Origin of the sequence: Acinetobacter sp. NBRC 110496 (assembly GCF_000876115.1) — a bacterium.
Classification (GTDB): Bacteria; Pseudomonadota; Gammaproteobacteria; order Pseudomonadales; family Moraxellaceae; genus Acinetobacter.
In genome coordinates this window covers 1-16,759 of sequence record NZ_BBTF01000019.1, presented here as the reverse complement: position 1 = coordinate 16,759, position 16,759 = coordinate 1, and the positions used below count along the sequence as shown (strand labels likewise).

Genomic DNA, 16,759 nt, shown 5'->3' with positions numbered 1-16,759 from the left:
ATTTAAGGGCGTATGGATTAACGGCGATTATTATAAACAGCCATGGCTGCAGGAAGATTTTTACGCATATCGCTAATACGCTGACTGTTAGATGGGTGAGTTGACAAGAACGAGCCGCCAGCACCAGCGCCATCTAAACGATTCATCTTTTCCCACAAGCTGATTGCTGCATTTGGGTTATAGCCCGCTTTTGCCATAAGCATCAAACCACCGTAATCGGCACGACTTTCCAAATTACGAGAGTAAGGTAGACCAATACCCACTTGGCTGCCTAAATCGATTGCAGCACTGCCTAGATCACCAATGCTGCTGCCAGCATAAGATTTACCAATACCAATCGCAAGATTGGTTAACGCTTGAGCGCCAATTTTACTTTTGGCATGTTCTTCAAGCGCGTGAGTCATTTCATGTCCCATCACCGCTGCAATTTCATCATTGGTCAAATTGAGCTTGTTGACAATACCTGTATAGAAAACAACTTTACCGCCTGGTGCAACATAAGCATTCACGGTATCAGATTTTAATACAGCCAGTTGCCAATCAAAACGCTGACCAGTCTGGTTCATTTGATCCGCATACGGTTTTAAGCGGTTAAATACAGTATTGATACGCTGATACGTACTTGAGCTGCTATCCAGCTGATTTTTTGCACGTGCTTCCTGAGTCATTTTTGAGAAGCTTTGTGCTGATTGAGCATTTAAAGTTGCGCTATCTGCGCCAGCCATGTCTGCGAAAGAGGCACAGCCAGAAATTGTCATTACGGTTACAGCACAAAGGCTCAAAGCGAATTTCTTCATACTTATTCTCTCCAAATCAGTATCTTATGAATATAGTCGTGATCAGGGTGGATTATAGAAAATGTTAGCGATAGTTAATATTCTGAATAGCTCTATAATCATTGTAATTATGTAATCAGCCAAGCTTATTGTTTGCTCAAAAATAAAAGCCAGTGACAGGCACTGGCTTGGTTAGAATCAATCCGATCTCAGATCAAATTAATCCTCATTATCATATTCATCTTCAGAGAAGGTGTTTTCTTCTAGAGAAGCATCAAAAATAAGGATGGCTTTACCGTCAGTCTGGATCATGCCTTGATCTTCAAGTGTCTTGAGGACACGGCCAACCATTTCACGAGAACAACCGACAATTCGACCAATCTCTTGGCGGGTGATACGAATCTGGCGGCCATTCGGCAAAATCATTGCCTCAGGCTGTGCAGATAAGTCAATTAAACAACGCGCGATACGACCTGACACATCAATGAAGGCCAGATCAGTCACTTTACGTGTGGTGTTTTTAAGACGGCGTACCAGCTGGGCAAATACTGCATAGCTCAAATCTAGGTATTGCTTGCTTAACTCATGGAAATTGTCATAGGAAATTTCTGCAATTTCGCAGACATCTCGCGTACGTACTTCTGCGGTACGTTGAGGGTTCTTTTCAAAAAGCCCCATTTCACCAAAGAAATCACCAGGGTTGAGGTAAGCAACAACGATTTCTCGTTCGTCATCTTCACGTAAGATAATTGACACTGAACCTTTTAATATTAAATACAGTGATTTTGATTCCGTTCCAGCGTCAACAATCGTGGTGCGTTTAGGGTATCTATTAATATGAGCACGTTTTAGCAGAGCTTTTACTGATTCAGGCAGTTGGCCTGGTGATAAAGCATCAGTGCTAAGTTGTGAAAAATTTGAAGTCATGCTTAAAATTTCCGAATTTGGATAAAACCGATCGCACAGACTCTTGATAGAGCCTTTTCTACACAGAAGAGATGAAATTCCTTATCAACTCATTTTATGTTAGTGTACAAGAACAGAGTAAATTTATAACGTTTTTCGGGTAGTTGCAATGCAAACAAGTGTACATTGGTTAGAGAATGTTGCTTTTGAGGCGAAATCAGAAAGTGGCCACACTGTGGTGATGGATGGTTCTGCTGAATATGGAGGTGAAAACCGTGGTCCACGTCCTATGGAGTTGATTTTAATGGGACTTGGTGGGTGTGCTTCGTTTGATATTGTGACGATTTTAAAGAAATCTCGCCAAGATGTGACGGATGTTGTATGTCAGCTTAAAGCAGAAAGAGCAGATGCCATTCCAGCAGTATTCACAAAAATCCATTTGCATTTCGTGGTCACTGGCAAAGCAGTAAAAACCAAGCAAGTTGAAAAGGCCGTTGAACTCTCCGCCGAGAAATATTGCTCAGCCAGTAAAATGCTTTCAGATGGCGGTGTTGAAATCACCCATGATTTTGAAATTATTGAAGCTGCTTAAGTTATAAATTATTAAGTTCTACTAAAAAGTGATCTATTTTTATAGATCACTTTTTTATAAGCTTTTCTTTTTATTTTATAAATAATTGTGGATCTACGCGAGCATTGTTCAGACTCATTCCCCAATGTAAATGTGGTCCAGTGACACGTCCAGTTTTACCGACGAACCCAAGCGTTTCTCCCTGACGAATCTGCTGCCCCTTTTGTACATTAATTTTACTCAAATGGCAGAACATGCTGACCAAGCCTTGGCCATGATCAATCAGTACCGTATTCCCATTAAAGAAATAGTTGCCTGTTGCTATCACGACGCCATTTGCAGGCGCAATGACGGTTTGTCCAACAGGTGCAGGAATATCTAGACCAGAATGCGGTGCGCGTTCTTCGCCATTGAAAAATCGTTTACGGCCGAACGAATTGCTGAATTTCCCTGCAGTAGGGCGGATAAAATTGGGGAATTGTGTCCATGCGCTCGGTGTAAATGAGCTGTAAATATCATTCTGCTCTTTGGCTTCTCTGGCATATCGATCAAGTTGTTCTTGATTAGGACTGACATAGTCCTGATTTTTGACGTTAAGGCGTTGCTCCGCATATGCATACGGTTTGATCTCTACCTGAATCGGATCGTTATTGGTGGTTAAGGTTAAAGTCCCTAAGGGTGCGGAAAGGGGAATACCAAACACGGCATAGCGCTGAGCCCCTTCTTGGGAAATCAGAACAGGTTTTTGTTGATAAAAGACTTGAGTTGTATTGGTCGTTAATGGAATCACGGCAATACCACCTGCACGCCTTGAGTCTTGTGGCAGCTGTGCAAACGCAGCATGAAGTGGAAGAAGAGAAGCAACGCTGAGTAAAATTGTTTTTAGCGACATGATGAGCATTTTTAGTTGAAGCAAAGCGTTAAGCTAAAACGTTCGCCTTAAAATCACAATAAGGATTTTGTGCAAAACAGAATAGACAGAAAAATTATACAAAAGATACTTGAAATAGATTGTTTATACACCCATATTATTACTGAGTTTTATCTCTTGATATTTTTATAAAATATTGAAAAATATATTATTTTTATTTGAAATTTTAAAAATCGTTCCCATCTTAGTGATAAGTTAAAAATTTGTTGTGAGGAATAACAAGAATGCGATTTGAAAAATTTACAAACCGCTTACAGCAAGCACTCTCAGATGCACAATCATTGGCAATGGGTAAGGATCATACTTCAATTGCAGGAATTCATATCCTGACTACCTTACTTGAAGAACCTGCCAATCTGAGTTTGTTGCAACAAGCGGGCGCTCGTTTACCAGAGTTAAAGCAAAAACTGGAACAAGCCCTGCAAAATGCGCCAACCTTGGCCAATCCTACGGGTGATATCAATCTGAATCCTGAAGCGGTAAAGGCCTTGAATTTAGCTGACCGTTATGCACAAAAGGCGGGAGATGAGTTTTTATCTACCGATTGGGTGTTGTTAAGTTTAGCGGAAACGGGTGAAACCAAAACGATTTTAAACAGCGTTGGTGTAACACCAGAGAATTTACGTAAAGTAATTGAAAATATTCGAGGAAATGACAAAGTCATGAGCAACAATCATGAAGATCAACGTGACTCACTGAATAAATATACCATTGATTTAACTGAACGTGCTTTAGCAGGCAAGCTTGATCCTGTGATTGGTCGTGACGATGAAATTCGCCGTACTATTCAGGTTTTGTCCCGTCGTACCAAAAATAATCCAGTATTGATTGGTGAGCCTGGGGTGGGTAAGACTGCGATTGTGGAAGGCTTGGCACAGCGTATTGTCAATGGTGAAGTACCTGAAGGCCTGAAGAATAAACGTGTATTGTCATTAGACCTCGGTTCATTGCTTGCAGGTGCGAAATATCGTGGTGAATTCGAAGAACGTCTAAAAGCAGTACTCAAAGACCTTGCTAAACATGAAGGCGAGATCATCCTGTTTATTGATGAGTTACATACACTCGTCGGTGCTGGTAAGGGCGATGGTGCAATGGATGCAGGCAATATGTTGAAACCTGCGTTAGCACGTGGTGAATTACGTTGTGTTGGTGCTACCACTTTGGATGAGTATCGTCAGTATATTGAAAAAGATGCTGCGCTTGAGCGCCGTTTCCAGAAAGTATTGGTCGATGAACCGAGTGTTGAAGATACGATTGCAATTTTACGTGGTCTCAAAGAGAAATATGCCACTCACCATGGGGTGCAAATTTTGGACTCGGCTATTATTGCAGCAGCGAAGATGTCACATCGCTATATCACCGATCGTCAGTTACCTGATAAGGCGATTGATCTGATTGATGAAGCAGCATCTCGTATCAAAATGGAGATCGACTCTAAGCCAGAAGCTCTAGATAAACTTGATCGCCGTTTAATTCAGTTGAAAATGCAATTGGAGGCAGTGAAAAAAGATGAAGATGCTGGCAGTAAAGCCGAAGTCAATCATCTTGAGCAGCAAATTGCTGAGAAGCAAAAAGAATACAACGATCTGGAAGAAATCTGGAAAGCTGAAAAAACACTGGTTGAAGGTGACAAGAAGGCGCAGGTTGAACTTGATCAGGCACGTGTTGCTTTAGAGAAGGCAAAACGTGAAGGTGATTTGGCAGAAGCAGCGCGTTTGCAATATGGTGTGATTCCAGAATTGCAGAAGCGTTTGGAACAAGCCGAAGTGGCTGAGGAAAATGAAGAGCCGAAGCTGATTCGTACCAAAGTCACCGAAAATGAAATTGCTGAAGTGGTCAGTGCTGCAACAGGCATTCCTGTGGCGAAAATGCTGCAAGGTGAACGTGAAAAACTGCTGAATATGGAAGAGTTCTTACATAACCGTGTGGTTGGACAAGATGAAGCAGTGGTTGCCGTGTCGAATGCAGTCCGTCGTTCACGTGCAGGTTTATCTGACCCGAACCGTCCAAGCGGCTCATTCTTATTCCTTGGACCAACAGGTGTGGGTAAAACGGAGCTGACCAAAGCATTGGCAAACTTCTTGTTTGACAGTGATGATGCCATGATTCGTATTGATATGTCCGAATTTATGGAAAAACACTCGGTCAGTCGTTTGGTGGGTGCACCTCCAGGTTATGTGGGTTATGAAGAAGGTGGTGTTTTAACTGAAGCAGTCCGCCGTAAGCCTTATAGTGTGGTGTTATTTGATGAGGTGGAAAAGGCGCATCCCGATGTGTTTAACATCTTGCTACAGGTGTTAGATGATGGACGTTTGACCGATTCGCAAGGTCGTGTTATCGACTTTAAAAATACGGTGATTGTGATGACCTCTAACTTGGGTTCACAAGATGTGCGTGAACTGGGTGAAGGGGCAACAGATGATGAAGTTCGTACTGTAGTCATGAATGCTGTTACGCAGCACTTCCGTCCTGAGTTTATTAACCGTATTGATGAACTGGTGATCTTCCATTCACTTAAAAAAGCACAGATTCGTGGTATCGCGGATATTCAGTTAGATCGTTTACGTGCACGTTTGAGTGATCGTGATATGGGCTTAACTGTGGATGATACGGCGTTTGATATATTGATTGATGCTGGTTTCGATCCGGTATATGGTGCGCGTCCACTAAAACGTGCAATTCAACAGCAAGTTGAAAATAACTTGGCTCAGAAAATACTCTCTGGTGAGTTCCAGCCTGGAGATAATATTTTGATCAAAGGTGAAGGTAGTCATCTGGTGTTCGATAAAGTAAAACTGAGCTAAGTTAAATGTGAAGGATTGACAAAAAAGATGGTGATGCAAATCACCATCTTTTTTTATATTGGTGCAATTGGTCAGATTTTTGCAGGAATATTACCAATGACATTGCGACATTATAAAAAACTTGCTAGTTTCTGAACAAATAAGAAAAAAATTCAGGATGAATTACAATGGAAAAGAATAGACATCATTGCAAAAGTGTTGGTGTAATTATGTTGATGATCGTCTTAACTTCAATGCTGCATGCTGCTCAGCCATTGAATGAGGGAACTCTTGCCTTACAAACCGCTATGCTGAACAATGCGCTGCCCAGTATTCTCATTAAAGCACAACAGGATGCCTTGAAACCTGAGGAAGAACGTTGGCGCTCACAACGGAGCCTGAGTGATAAGTACTTAGGCGAAATTCGTGTCAACACCATTTTGGGTGGCGTGTTATCGCCGCATGAAGAACAGAAGAAAGTGATGGCGGTTGATCCGAGAGACAAGAGGATAGCCACCATCAAGCCACATGAGCAACCGTCTGATCGATACATGATTTACGAATTCGATTCAGGCAATGTTCATGTGACTTATAACGATGATGTTAAAGCCGAACTGGTCGTTAGATAGCAGGGTGCTGAATTTTCCAGGCACGGTGGATTTTTTGATTGCGTTTAAAATCTAGACCAATCGTTTCGGAGGTGATTTCTTCAACTTGATACATCGCCTCAATTTCTTCATCCAGCTCAAAACCACGGTAGTTATTTGAGAAGTACAAGGTTCCATCACTGGTTAAACGATTCATTGCACGTTTGAGCAGGGATACATGGTCACGCTGTACATCAAAAGTTCCATAGAATTTTTTCGAATTCGAGAATGTTGGTGGATCAATGAAGATTAGGTCATATTGTTCATGACCTTCTTTTAACCATTCAAAACAATCACTGGCAAAGAACATATGCTGTTCATCGGCATGATCTACAGTCAAGCCGTTTAAGACAAAGTTTTCTTTTGACCAACTTAGGTAAGTATTGGACAAGTCGACACTGGTGGTGCTGGCTGCACCGCCGAGCGCAGCATGTAAGCTTGCGGTAGAGGTATAGCTATATAAATTAAGGAAGTGTTTACCACGCGCTTCTTTGGCAATACGCAAACGAATTTGACGGTGATCAAGGAATAGCCCTGTATCTAGATAGTCGGTCAAGTTCACCAAGATACGCGCTTTGCCTTCTTGTACGATAAAACGTTTAGATGCGGTACTTTGTTTAGTGTATTGATTACTACCTGCTTGACGTGCACGGGTTTTAATGAAGATGGCATCACGGCCTAAACCTGTCACAGCACGAATCGCTGCAAGCGCCAAGTTAAAGCGTTTTTTAGCTTTTTCTGGGTCAATGCTTTTTGGTGGTGCATATTCTTGCACATGTAATTTATCACCATATAAGTCAACTGCGACATTAAAGTCAGGCAAATCCGCATCGTATAAACGTAAGCAGAATACATTTTCTTTTACAGCCCATTTTTTCAAGGCTTGCATATTTTTTTGCAAACGGTTGGTAAAGTCTTCGGCACCTTCAATTTTCTCAAACTGTTGTGGTTGCCAGTTCGCGAGGAAAGGCTGGGTGACGGTTGCAGGTTTGACTGTACCAAAACGGATGTAGATCGGCAGTTTACCATTCATCAACCGTAGTGTTTGAGGATCATTGATAGCAAGTACATCTGCCTGTTCAATTTGTGCTGCAATCACAGCAACAGACTGGTTTGGGAAATTCTTTTGTAATAGTCCAGACAAACCTAAATAGAATGAACGGCTAGACGCTTTATCACCTAAGCGCTCGCCATAAGGCGGGTTGGTGACGATAAAGGCTTTTTTGCCTTCGGCGTGGAAGTCATCCCAATCTGCCAGCGTACGTTCTTCAATTTGGATCTGATCCAGTAACTTTTCAAAACCAGCAGCAATGATGTTTTGGCGAGTGGCTTTGACCGCTTCCCAATCCGCATCGTAGGCATAGAATTTCGGTAAAGGTTGTTCTAAAGCCTTTTGATGACGCTCTGCTGCTTCAGCTTTGAGTGAGAGCCATAGATCACGGTCATGTCCATGCCAGCCATTGAAGCCAAAACGACGAACTAAACCAGGTGCACGATCGGTCAAGATCAAGAGTGATTCAATAATAAATGTGCCTGAACCACACATCGGGTCAAGGATAATATCAGGTTGATACTGGGCTAATTGGGCTTTTTGCAGAATCGCTGCAGCCAAGTTTTCTTTGATCGGGGCATCAGTCATAAAATGACGATAACCACGTTTATGCAGTGAATCGCCTGATAAATCTAAGCAATAGGTGTGTTCTGTTTTACCAGCTAAAACGTAAAGGGTAATTTCAGGTTGTTTAATATCGATACTTGGGCGTTTACCCACTGCTTCCATAAAGGAATCAACCACGCCATCTTTGACACGTAGGGTGGCGAATTGGGTATTGACCTTAATTTCACGTTCAACATGCAAACGAACGGCAAAGGTACTTTGTGGTGCAAAAATCAGTGACCAATCAAAGCTGATTGCACCCTCATAAAGTTCTTCTGCGACATCACGTGCATCATGCGTATGCTCTAGCTCATGTGTATGAATCGGCAAAAGTACACGAGAGGCAAGACGAGACCACATACAAACGCGATAGGCATTTTCGAGGCTACCTTTAAAAACCAGTCGTCCTGCAAAACGTTGGATATTTTGAATGCCTAAATCTTCAAGCTCTTGTTGTAATAAGGTTTCAAGCCCGTCCGCACAGGTCACCCAATAGTCTGTAAGACGTGGTTTAGCGTTCATTCAAATTTCCAAAACATTTTTAGCAATTGGCTATTTTAACTGATTTTTGTTTGTTCTGTCGGTGCATATTTGTGTGATTGTTAGCTTTATCAGCGATTCATTACATTTTTTGCTCAATTTCTGCTGTCCTAATTTGTTTGCAATGTGAGATATATCATTTTTATTCTGAACTTTATTAGAGAGTTGGTATAGCTTTTGCTTCTATATTCACAGTACATCAGTGACGTAATTTAAATTAAAACTGATGAAATTTAAGAATTTTAATTTGATGGCTGTGAGGATGTTATGAAGGAAAGCATGAAAAACGAAGTATTGGTCAATGCTGAAGCGTTTACGATTGCAACTCAAATGTATGTCCGTTTAAGACGGGTCTGTGGACGTGTAATCGATGTAATGTATCTGGTTAACAATAAAGATTATGCCAAGCATGTGCTGGATATTGCTTTAACAACTCAGGACCCAGAGTTGGAACGTTTTGTACATCGTTTAAGCTCACTGATTGATTTATATCCTGAGCCAAATCCATTGGTTGTGGAGACAAAAACCGCGACCGAGAAACAGCCTGTTGAGGTTTTAGAAACTTATTCCATGGAAGTTACTGATGAAGAAATTTATCAGGCACAGGTACATCATCACTATATTGGTGCATTAAGATAGATTATAAGTCATTAAAAAATATAAAATAAGCAAAGGATGTAGTCAAGGTACTGACATCCTTATTTGTGTGGTTTAACTAGCAGGTGGCAGCGCAATTTTAAAAACCAAAAAGTAATCTTATCTAGAGCAATTAGAAAATAAGATCATGAAAAAATCTAAAAGATTTTTACTTAAGTGCTGAAAAGTTCAACTGCGAATGAAATCCAAAGTCTGTATAATGCGTTAACTTAACGTGTTAGGAATCTCTTATGCACTTGGCGGCATTGCATACTTTGAGTCAGATCCAGCTCAATCAACAAGGAAATCTCAAGCACTTTTTAACCATTGAAGGTCTTTCCAAAGAAACCTTAACCAAGATTCTAGATACAGCGCAAAGCTTTTTAGATGAAAATAATAATTTGATCAATCGTCCGTTGCTTGAAGGGCTAACGGTGATGAATCTGTTCTTTGAAAACTCTACTCGTACCCGTACTACTTTTGAGGCTGCAGCAAAACGTTTGTCTGCCAATGTCCTGAATATTGATATTGCACGTTCAAGTACCTCTAAAGGCGAAACTTTACGTGATACGCTCTGGAATCTGGAGGCGATGGCAGCAGATATCTTCGTGGTGCGCCATTCATCCTCTGGGGCAGCACATTTTATTGCCAAAGATGTGTGTCCAAAAGTTGCGATTATTAATGCAGGCGATGGGCGCCACGCGCATCCAACCCAAGCGATGCTGGATATGTTAACCATCCGCCGTGAAACCAAAAAACCATTTGAAGCGTTAAGTGTTGCCATCATCGGTGATATTAAGCATTCACGTGTGGCTCGTTCTAATGTCGCTGCATTGCAGACACTGGGTTGTAAAGATATTCGTGTGATTGCGCCGAATACTCTATTACCAGTGGGTTTTAATGAATATGGCGAGCATGTACGTCTGTTTAATAAAATGGATGAAGGTGTCAAAGATTGTGATGTGATTATTGCCTTGCGTATCCAAAATGAGCGTATTGACTCGCCAGCACTCTCTTCACAAGCTGAATTCTACAAAATGTATGGTTTGAACAAAGAGCGTCTGGCACTGGCCAAGCCTGATTGTATTGTGATGCATCCAGGCCCGATGAACCGTGGTGTCGAGATTGATTCGAGTGTTGCCGATGGCGATCAGTCAGTGATTTTGAAACAAGTCACCAATGGTATTGCTGTTCGTATGGCAGTACTGGCACTTGCAATGCAAGGGCAGTTACAAGAACAAGGTTTAATTGAAGCGATTGCACTGTAAGGGATAGATCACATGAGTATTGTAAAAATTGAAAATGTCCGTGTGCTCGATCCAATTCAAAACATAGATCAAGTTAAAACGGTTTATATCGAAAATGGTAAGCTGACTGATACAGTAAGCCAGTTCGATGAAAGTATTGACGGCCAAGGCAAATGGTTAATGCCAACCATGGTTGATCTGTGTGCGCGTTTACGTGAGCCTGGGCAACAACAACATGGAACTTTAAAATCTGAAGGTAAAGCAGCGCGTGCCAATGGTATTTTGCATGTCATCACCCCACCAGATTCGAAGCCAATTGTGCAGGATAATGGTGCTCTGATTCATGGTTTGATTGAAAAAGCATATTTGGATGGTGGTATTTACCTACATATCATTGGTGCACAAACCCAAGGTTTGAATGGTAAACAACCTGCCAATATGGCGGGATTGAAGAAAGGTGGTTGTACTGCGGTTTCAAATGCCAATGCTGCATTTGAAAATGATGATGTGGTGATTCGTACCCTTGAATATGCGGCAGGCTTGGGCTTGACGGTGGTGTTCTATGCTGAAGAACCACAGATTGCCAAAGATGGTTGTGCCCATGAAGGTTTTATTGCGTCTCGTCAAGGTTTACCGATGATACCTGCGATTGCTGAAACGGTCGCGATTGCAAAATACTTGATCATGATAGAAGCAACAGGGGTGAAAGCACACTTTGGACTCTTGTCTTGTGGCGCTTCAGTTGAATTGATTCGTGCAGCAAAAGCCAAAGGTTTACCTGTAACGGCAGATGTTGCCATGCATCAGTTACACTTAACTGAACATCTGACCGATGGTTTTAATTCACTTGCGCATGTGCGTCCACCATTACGTTCTGAGCAAGACAAGGACTTGTTACGTCAGGGTGTTAAAGAGGGGGTAATTGATGCGATCTGTACGCACCATGAGCCGTTAAGCAGCTCTGCAAAAATGGCACCATTTCCTGAAACACAGCCAGGTATTAGCGCTTTTGATACCTATGTCGCTTTGGGGATACAGTTGATTGAGGAAGGTGTTTTTGCGCCACTAGAGTGGGTCGAAAAAGTGACTTCAACGCCGGCTCAAGTTGCAAATATGACTGAGCGCTGGCAACAAGAAGCAGGTTGGGTTCTGGTTGATCCTGAACGAAAGTGGACTGTTTCTAAAGAAACAATCGTTTCTCAAGGCAAAAACACACCACTACTTGGACAGCAGTTGACTGGTAAAGTTGTTCATACATTTGCCTAAAATGCACTAAAACAGCGGGATAAGGCGACAAGGTCTTATTCCGCTTTGTTAAATGTGAAGTAGATATTGTATTTAAATTTTACAAAACTGATAAAGATTAAAAAAATAGATTAAAGTAAAAAAATAAATTGAGATATACCTTACATAAAATTATAAAAATGAGAATTACATTATTTAAAACTTAAATAATTGGAGCTTAATAATATGTCTATGAATCCAATGGAGCTACTTAAACAAAAAGTATCGTCTATGATTGTGAATGATCAAACCTGTTTGGTTAATGAGAAAAATGATATTTTATCAAGATTTTACCCAATTTTTTTATCTATTTTTCTAGATAAGCCTGAATTAATTGATCAGCTCAAAGAGAAACTGACGCCTTCTGTTTTTGATTTGCTGGAAGGGAACGAGCGAGTAAAAAATGCATTACTGATAAGGTTGGCAGCAGGCAAAGTTGCAGTGACAGAAGTGGAGATCACATTAAATCGAGCCATTCCTAAAAGTTTGGCAGTACTCTCAAACGAAGTGGGAAATGAGGCAATCAGTATTCTGCATTATCTTCGAGAGCATAAAGAATCAATCTTTGCCTTATTACCTCATTGGTCTGATGAGGTGCTTGCGTTATTGGATGAAGTGGAGCGAAAAGAACCTTTATTAGAAACAATGCATGAACCAGTGGAACTGCCTGCTGAAAAGAAATCTTATCGGTTATTTCCTTTCCTTACTTTGATTTTTGCCAGTTTTTCTTTGCTGTTTCTGTACCATATAACGAAGTGACATATAACTGATCTAAGCGCTAAGTCGACAGGCTCACTAGTAATTCAATATAAATCTGAGCCAGCCACTAACTCTTTGTCTGTGATCGGTTTTGTAAAGTGTGATGTAAGTATTGTATTTAAATTATTTAAAAATGACTAAAAACTAAACAAATGATTAGAATGAAAAAACATCAGCTTGCTTGTACTTCGCATTATTTATTAAGTGATCTGAATATTATAAATTTAACTGATTGGAGTGAATAACAATGTCAATAAACCCAATGGAATTGTTAAAGCAACAAGTAACATCTGTACTTGTAAGTCGCCAAGATAGTCTGGCTAATGAAAAAAGTAACCTGTTATCCAAATTTTATCCGATTTTTCTTTCAGTCTTGACTGCAAAGCCAGAGCTGATTCAGAAACTAAAGGAATCGATTTCACCATCTTTATTCGATTTGTTTGGTCATAATGATCAAGTCAAAAATGCGCTTTTATCGAATCTAACGGACGGTCAACTGTCTACTACAGAAGCAGAACAAACATTAAACCAAGCGATTCCGAAAAGTCTTGTTGCTTTGACCAATGAGGCTGGCAATGACTCTCAGAGTATCGTCAATTATTTAAAACAGCATGCCGACTCCATTCGTTCACTTTTACCTGCATGGGCATTGGGTTTACTTGCGCCATTAGGACTGGTCTCCAATGCATCTGTCCCCGTTTCAAATTTTGCCAATAATACAACTGAAACAGCAACCAAATCACGCGCTTGGCTGCCGATTGTGGCGCTGATTATTTTAGCGCTATTGGTTGCATGGTTATGGAAATCTTGTCAGCACCAACAAATGGCCGTACCTGTAAATAATCAAGATAAAGCTGCTTCACAGGTGACTGCGGCAGAGGCTGCTCCAGCAAGCTTGAGTTTAAGTACGGATGCAAATGCTAAAGTTGCGCAGTGTCAGGTGGGGGTCGGTGATCAAGGCTTCCTAAGCAATATTCAGGCTAAAGTAAAAGAGATTTTTTCGGGCAGTCAGGATTGTACTGTCGATACGGCAACCTCACATGCGGCGACATTTACAGATCAGGCTGGACTTGCTGGTGTGCTTGGCCTACTGAAAGGTGTTCCAAATGTTTCTTTGGATTGGGTAGGGGATAAAATTACTTTAAAAGGTGGCGATACGAACAAATTGAATGAGTTACTGGGCAAGATCAAAGCTTTGGTGCCAAATACAGAGGTCGTGGTTGATGCGCCTGTCAATGCAGATGATTCTGTCAGCAATAGCTTGAATGCCGCTCATGATGCATTGGCAAGTATTGATGCAAATCAGGTTGATATTAATGCTGTGATTAAGGCTCTTAATCTGCAAATTATTAATTTCTCGACAGGGTCAAATAAGATTCCGGATGAAAATAAAGTGATTTTAGACAAAGCCGCTGCCTTAATGAAAAATATCAAGGATGCTAAATTGACAGTTGCAGGTTATACCGACTCTACCGGAAACGCGGATAGCAATAAAACGTTATCGCAAAAACGTGCACAAGCTGTGGTGGACTATTTAGTTAGCCAAGGCGTTGCTGCAACTCAACTAACAGCCGTGGGACATGGTGCCGATAATCCTGTTGCAGATAATGCGACAGAGGAAGGACGTTTTAAAAATCGCCGTATTGAGTTTTCAATCACCCCATAACTGATATCCTTTAAAAAATAAAAGGAGTTATTATTGCAATAACTCCTTTTATTTTAGCTATTTATTTGGTGTTGTAATTTGAATATGCAGTGATTTAAATAAAATTAAAGAAAAGACTCGAAAGTCTAGATTTAAATTGAGTAGAATACGCCCGAAAAAAACAAGATTACAGGGTCTTAATATGAATAAGTTTTTTATATTCACAACATTAACAGCAGCAGTTTTATTAGCTGGTTGTGATAAGTTCAAACCCAAAGATAAAGCGGAAAATACTGATGCCGCTGCCGTTGCTGAGTGGAGCTGTACCAATCAGGATAATCTGAATAATATTCAGGCCGCATTAAAGAAAGCCTATTTAAAGCAAATTGAACGTAGTTTGCGTGCAAGTGAATATCAGGCCGATTATGATGTTCTAGATAAAATCAATAAGGGGCTAAAATTCGAAATTAAAAATGTTCGGACTTTAGATGCGACAGAAACCCAATCTGCTTCAAAAACACTGTTGAGCTGTGATAGCCAATTAATTATTTCGTTCCCGAAAGGTCTGCAAAAGCGTGCAGAAAATGCCTATCTTGAATCGCAAAAGTATCAAGGCGATGGCGAGGGCGAAGCACGTACAACGACTTATACTTTAGGTGATTACTTCTCTGACAGTGAATATCCATTGACTCTGGAGGATGATCAGTTACGTGGTGATTTTACTTATAATCTAACCAAAACTGATAAAGATGGCTTAGTTGTCGATATTCCAGATCAAAATGCCGTGATTGATGGTGTGGTGTTTATGGCAACCAAGGCTGTACAGTATGTTGCCTACCTAAAAGAAAATCGCCTGATAGAACAAGATAGTGAAAAGGCTCAACAAGAATATAATGCGCAATCTTCGGCGCAAATGGACTTGGCGCAAAAAGCGATGGATATCCGTAAGAAAGAACTGGATGCGGAAAAATCAAAACAGGTTGAGCGTTTAAATCAGACTTGGGATAAGTTCACGCCTGAACAGAAGACACAATTGCAGCAAGATCAATCAGACTGGTTTGAAAAGCGTGATGTGGATTGTAAGGTGCTGTCACAGAAAAGTGTCTATGATATTCCTGAGAAAGACCGTGAAACGTATCAGAAGCAGTCAGGTTACTGGAATGAGGCAATGCGTCAACAAGACCAAGCCATGCAATATACCAAATGCTTTACGCAGCGTACCATTGAGCGCATTGTTTATCTCAATAATGTCAATTAATTGAACAACAAGCAAAAGGACGAATTGATTCGTCCTTTTTTTTTGGGCATGCTTGAGTCATCACGAAGGTAAATAGAAATTATGCGAATTACATTGATTGGTGCAGGGCGTGTGGCAACCCATTTAGCCAGAGTATTGCAGTTACAGCATCAGATCGTTCAAATCTTTAGTCGGGATTTACAGCGCGCGCAAGTGCTTGCCAATCAAGTCAATGCTCAAGCAATTAACGATGTCAGACAACTGAACTCACAAACAGATTTGGTGATGATTGCTGTGAGTGATCAGGCCATTTCCAGTGTGATGGATTCTATTGCAGCATATTTGCCTGATAATCTGATTGTGCATACTTCGGGCAGTACGGCTTTATCAATACTTTCACAAACGCATGTGCGATCAGGCGTTTTTTATCCCTTACAGACTTTTAGTCTGGAAAGAGCGGTGAATTGGTCGGATACCCCGTTATTTGTTGAGGCAGTGCAGCAGCAAGATTTAACCTTATTAACCGATTTAGCAAACAGTTTAAGCCAATTTGTCTATCAATATAGCTCGAAACAACGACTCACTTTGCATTTGGCAGCGGTGTTTGCTTGCAATTTTAGTAATTATTGTTATGACATGGCCAAGCAAGTAGTGGATGCCGAGCAGGTGGATTTTAGCCTGTTATATCCCTTGATTCTGGAGACCGCAAACAAAGCCACAGTCAATGATCCCAAGCATATGCAGACAGGACCGGCCATGCGAGGGGATCAAAATATATTAAGTATGCATGGCCAGTTATTAACAGAATCGAATCGATCTGATCTACGGAATATATATCAATTAATGAGTGAATCCATTTTAAAACGGCATCATTAAAGAGATTTAACAATAAATATACAAAATAGACAAATCAGTCTGTTTTGTATACCATACCTAAAATTTGATTTATTTATTTTATAAAAAATGTTGGCTAATATATTTCAAGCGTTAGAGCGTCTAGGCCTTACTGCACAGAGACGTGCGATCCATATTCAGTTTTCCAATCACAATTTAAATACTCAAGTGTTCCTGCAACGGATTGATGGGCAGCATCAACTGAATGCGGGTTTTAAAGCAGAATTAATTTGCTTATCGACCAAC

Annotated in this window: 15 protein-coding genes; 11 read left to right on the top strand and 4 right to left on the bottom strand. The window is 40.8% G+C overall.

Translation table 11 applies throughout. The features are described from left to right. Window positions 1-17 precede the first annotated feature (17 nt). On the bottom strand, window positions 18-797 hold the full coding sequence (locus Aba26S_RS11000; protein WP_005242054.1) for a M48 family metallopeptidase: 780 nt from the start codon (window positions 795-797) through the stop codon (window positions 18-20). A 198-nt stretch (window positions 798-995) separates the two neighbouring features. Next, complete coding sequence (gene crp, locus Aba26S_RS10995) at window positions 996-1,703, bottom strand: cAMP-activated global transcriptional regulator CRP (RefSeq protein WP_043971900.1); 708 nt, start codon at window positions 1,701-1,703, stop codon at window positions 996-998. 148 nt (window positions 1,704-1,851) lie between these two features. On the opposite strand from crp, the gene Aba26S_RS10990 reads away from it, so the two are divergent. After that, a complete protein-coding gene (locus Aba26S_RS10990; RefSeq protein ID WP_005242053.1) occupies window positions 1,852-2,274 on the top strand; it encodes an OsmC family protein in 423 nt (140 codons plus the stop codon). A 70-nt stretch (window positions 2,275-2,344) separates the two neighbouring features. Here the strand turns inward: Aba26S_RS10990 and Aba26S_RS10985 are convergent, their stop codons facing one another. Beyond that, window positions 2,345-3,145, bottom strand: a complete 801-nt coding sequence (locus tag Aba26S_RS10985) for a M23 family metallopeptidase (protein ID WP_043971994.1) — start codon at window positions 3,143-3,145, stop codon at window positions 2,345-2,347. A 263-nt stretch (window positions 3,146-3,408) separates the two neighbouring features. On the opposite strand from Aba26S_RS10985, the gene clpB reads away from it, so the two are divergent. Together clpB and Aba26S_RS10975 are read left to right on the top strand one after the other, a co-directional pair. After that, on the top strand, window positions 3,409-5,988 hold the full coding sequence (clpB, locus tag Aba26S_RS10980; RefSeq protein WP_005242049.1) for an ATP-dependent chaperone ClpB: 2,580 nt from the start codon (window positions 3,409-3,411) through the stop codon (window positions 5,986-5,988). 167 nt (window positions 5,989-6,155) lie between these two features. Beyond that, window positions 6,156-6,596 carry a hypothetical protein gene (locus tag Aba26S_RS10975; protein ID WP_005242048.1) on the top strand — a complete coding sequence of 147 codons (441 nt, stop codon included), beginning with the start codon at window positions 6,156-6,158 and terminating at the stop codon, window positions 6,594-6,596. Here Aba26S_RS10975 and rlmKL read toward each other — a convergent pair. Then, the gene (rlmKL, locus tag Aba26S_RS10970) at window positions 6,589-8,793 is read right to left on the bottom strand and encodes a bifunctional 23S rRNA (guanine(2069)-N(7))-methyltransferase RlmK/23S rRNA (guanine(2445)-N(2))-methyltransferase RlmL (protein WP_043971897.1); all 2,205 of its coding nucleotides are present in this window, start codon (window positions 8,791-8,793) and stop codon (window positions 6,589-6,591) included. The genes Aba26S_RS10975 and rlmKL overlap by 8 nt on opposite strands. Window positions 8,794-9,078: 285 nt before the next feature. On the opposite strand from rlmKL, the gene Aba26S_RS10965 reads away from it, so the two are divergent. From Aba26S_RS10965 to Aba26S_RS21655, 8 genes are all read left to right on the top strand, one after another. After that, window positions 9,079-9,450, top strand: a complete 372-nt coding sequence (locus Aba26S_RS10965; RefSeq protein ID WP_043971894.1) for a hypothetical protein — start codon at window positions 9,079-9,081, stop codon at window positions 9,448-9,450. A gap of 248 nt (window positions 9,451-9,698) precedes the next feature. Then, window positions 9,699-10,715: an aspartate carbamoyltransferase catalytic subunit gene (locus Aba26S_RS10960; protein WP_005242041.1), complete on the top strand. Its 1,017-nt coding sequence runs from the start codon at window positions 9,699-9,701 to the stop codon at window positions 10,713-10,715. Window positions 10,716-10,727: 12 nt separating this feature from the next. Continuing rightward, window positions 10,728-11,960, top strand: a complete 1,233-nt coding sequence (locus tag Aba26S_RS10955) for a dihydroorotase (RefSeq protein ID WP_043971892.1) — start codon at window positions 10,728-10,730, stop codon at window positions 11,958-11,960. A 204-nt stretch (window positions 11,961-12,164) separates the two neighbouring features. Then, window positions 12,165-12,737, top strand: coding sequence for a hypothetical protein (locus Aba26S_RS10950; RefSeq protein ID WP_043971890.1), 573 nt, complete (start codon window positions 12,165-12,167; stop codon window positions 12,735-12,737). 247 nt (window positions 12,738-12,984) lie between these two features. Next, window positions 12,985-14,403 (top strand): OmpA family protein, encoded by a 1,419-nt coding sequence (locus tag Aba26S_RS10945; protein ID WP_043971888.1) that lies wholly within the window; start codon window positions 12,985-12,987, stop codon window positions 14,401-14,403. Between the two features lie 181 nt (window positions 14,404-14,584). After that, a complete protein-coding gene (locus tag Aba26S_RS10940; RefSeq protein ID WP_043971885.1) occupies window positions 14,585-15,640 on the top strand; it encodes a hypothetical protein in 1,056 nt (351 codons plus the stop codon). An 81-nt stretch (window positions 15,641-15,721) separates the two neighbouring features. Beyond that, window positions 15,722-16,495 (top strand): Rossmann-like and DUF2520 domain-containing protein, encoded by a 774-nt coding sequence (locus Aba26S_RS10935; protein WP_043971882.1) that lies wholly within the window; start codon window positions 15,722-15,724, stop codon window positions 16,493-16,495. Between the two features lie 87 nt (window positions 16,496-16,582). Continuing rightward, window positions 16,583-16,759 (top strand): hypothetical protein (locus tag Aba26S_RS21655; RefSeq protein WP_171248937.1); only part of this gene is annotated, 177 nt, incomplete at its 3' end.

Coding starts and splice junctions, on each gene's coding strand:
- Aba26S_RS11000 (WP_005242054.1), bottom strand. CDS start 797: ATGAAGAAATTCGCTTTGAGCCTTTGTGCTGTAACCGTAATGACAATT.
- crp (WP_043971900.1), bottom strand. CDS start 1,703: ATGACTTCAAATTTTTCACAACTTAGCACTGATGCTTTATCACCAGGC.
- Aba26S_RS10990 (WP_005242053.1), top strand. CDS start 1,852: ATGCAAACAAGTGTACATTGGTTAGAGAATGTTGCTTTTGAGGCGAAA.
- Aba26S_RS10985 (WP_043971994.1), bottom strand. CDS start 3,145: ATGTCGCTAAAAACAATTTTACTCAGCGTTGCTTCTCTTCTTCCACTT.
- clpB (WP_005242049.1), top strand. CDS start 3,409: ATGCGATTTGAAAAATTTACAAACCGCTTACAGCAAGCACTCTCAGAT.
- Aba26S_RS10975 (WP_005242048.1), top strand. CDS start 6,156: ATGGAAAAGAATAGACATCATTGCAAAAGTGTTGGTGTAATTATGTTG.
- rlmKL (WP_043971897.1), bottom strand. CDS start 8,793: ATGAACGCTAAACCACGTCTTACAGACTATTGGGTGACCTGTGCGGAC.
- Aba26S_RS10965 (WP_043971894.1), top strand. CDS start 9,079: ATGAAGGAAAGCATGAAAAACGAAGTATTGGTCAATGCTGAAGCGTTT.
- Aba26S_RS10960 (WP_005242041.1), top strand. CDS start 9,699: ATGCACTTGGCGGCATTGCATACTTTGAGTCAGATCCAGCTCAATCAA.
- Aba26S_RS10955 (WP_043971892.1), top strand. CDS start 10,728: ATGAGTATTGTAAAAATTGAAAATGTCCGTGTGCTCGATCCAATTCAA.
- Aba26S_RS10950 (WP_043971890.1), top strand. CDS start 12,165: ATGTCTATGAATCCAATGGAGCTACTTAAACAAAAAGTATCGTCTATG.
- Aba26S_RS10945 (WP_043971888.1), top strand. CDS start 12,985: ATGTCAATAAACCCAATGGAATTGTTAAAGCAACAAGTAACATCTGTA.
- Aba26S_RS10940 (WP_043971885.1), top strand. CDS start 14,585: ATGAATAAGTTTTTTATATTCACAACATTAACAGCAGCAGTTTTATTA.
- Aba26S_RS10935 (WP_043971882.1), top strand. CDS start 15,722: ATGCGAATTACATTGATTGGTGCAGGGCGTGTGGCAACCCATTTAGCC.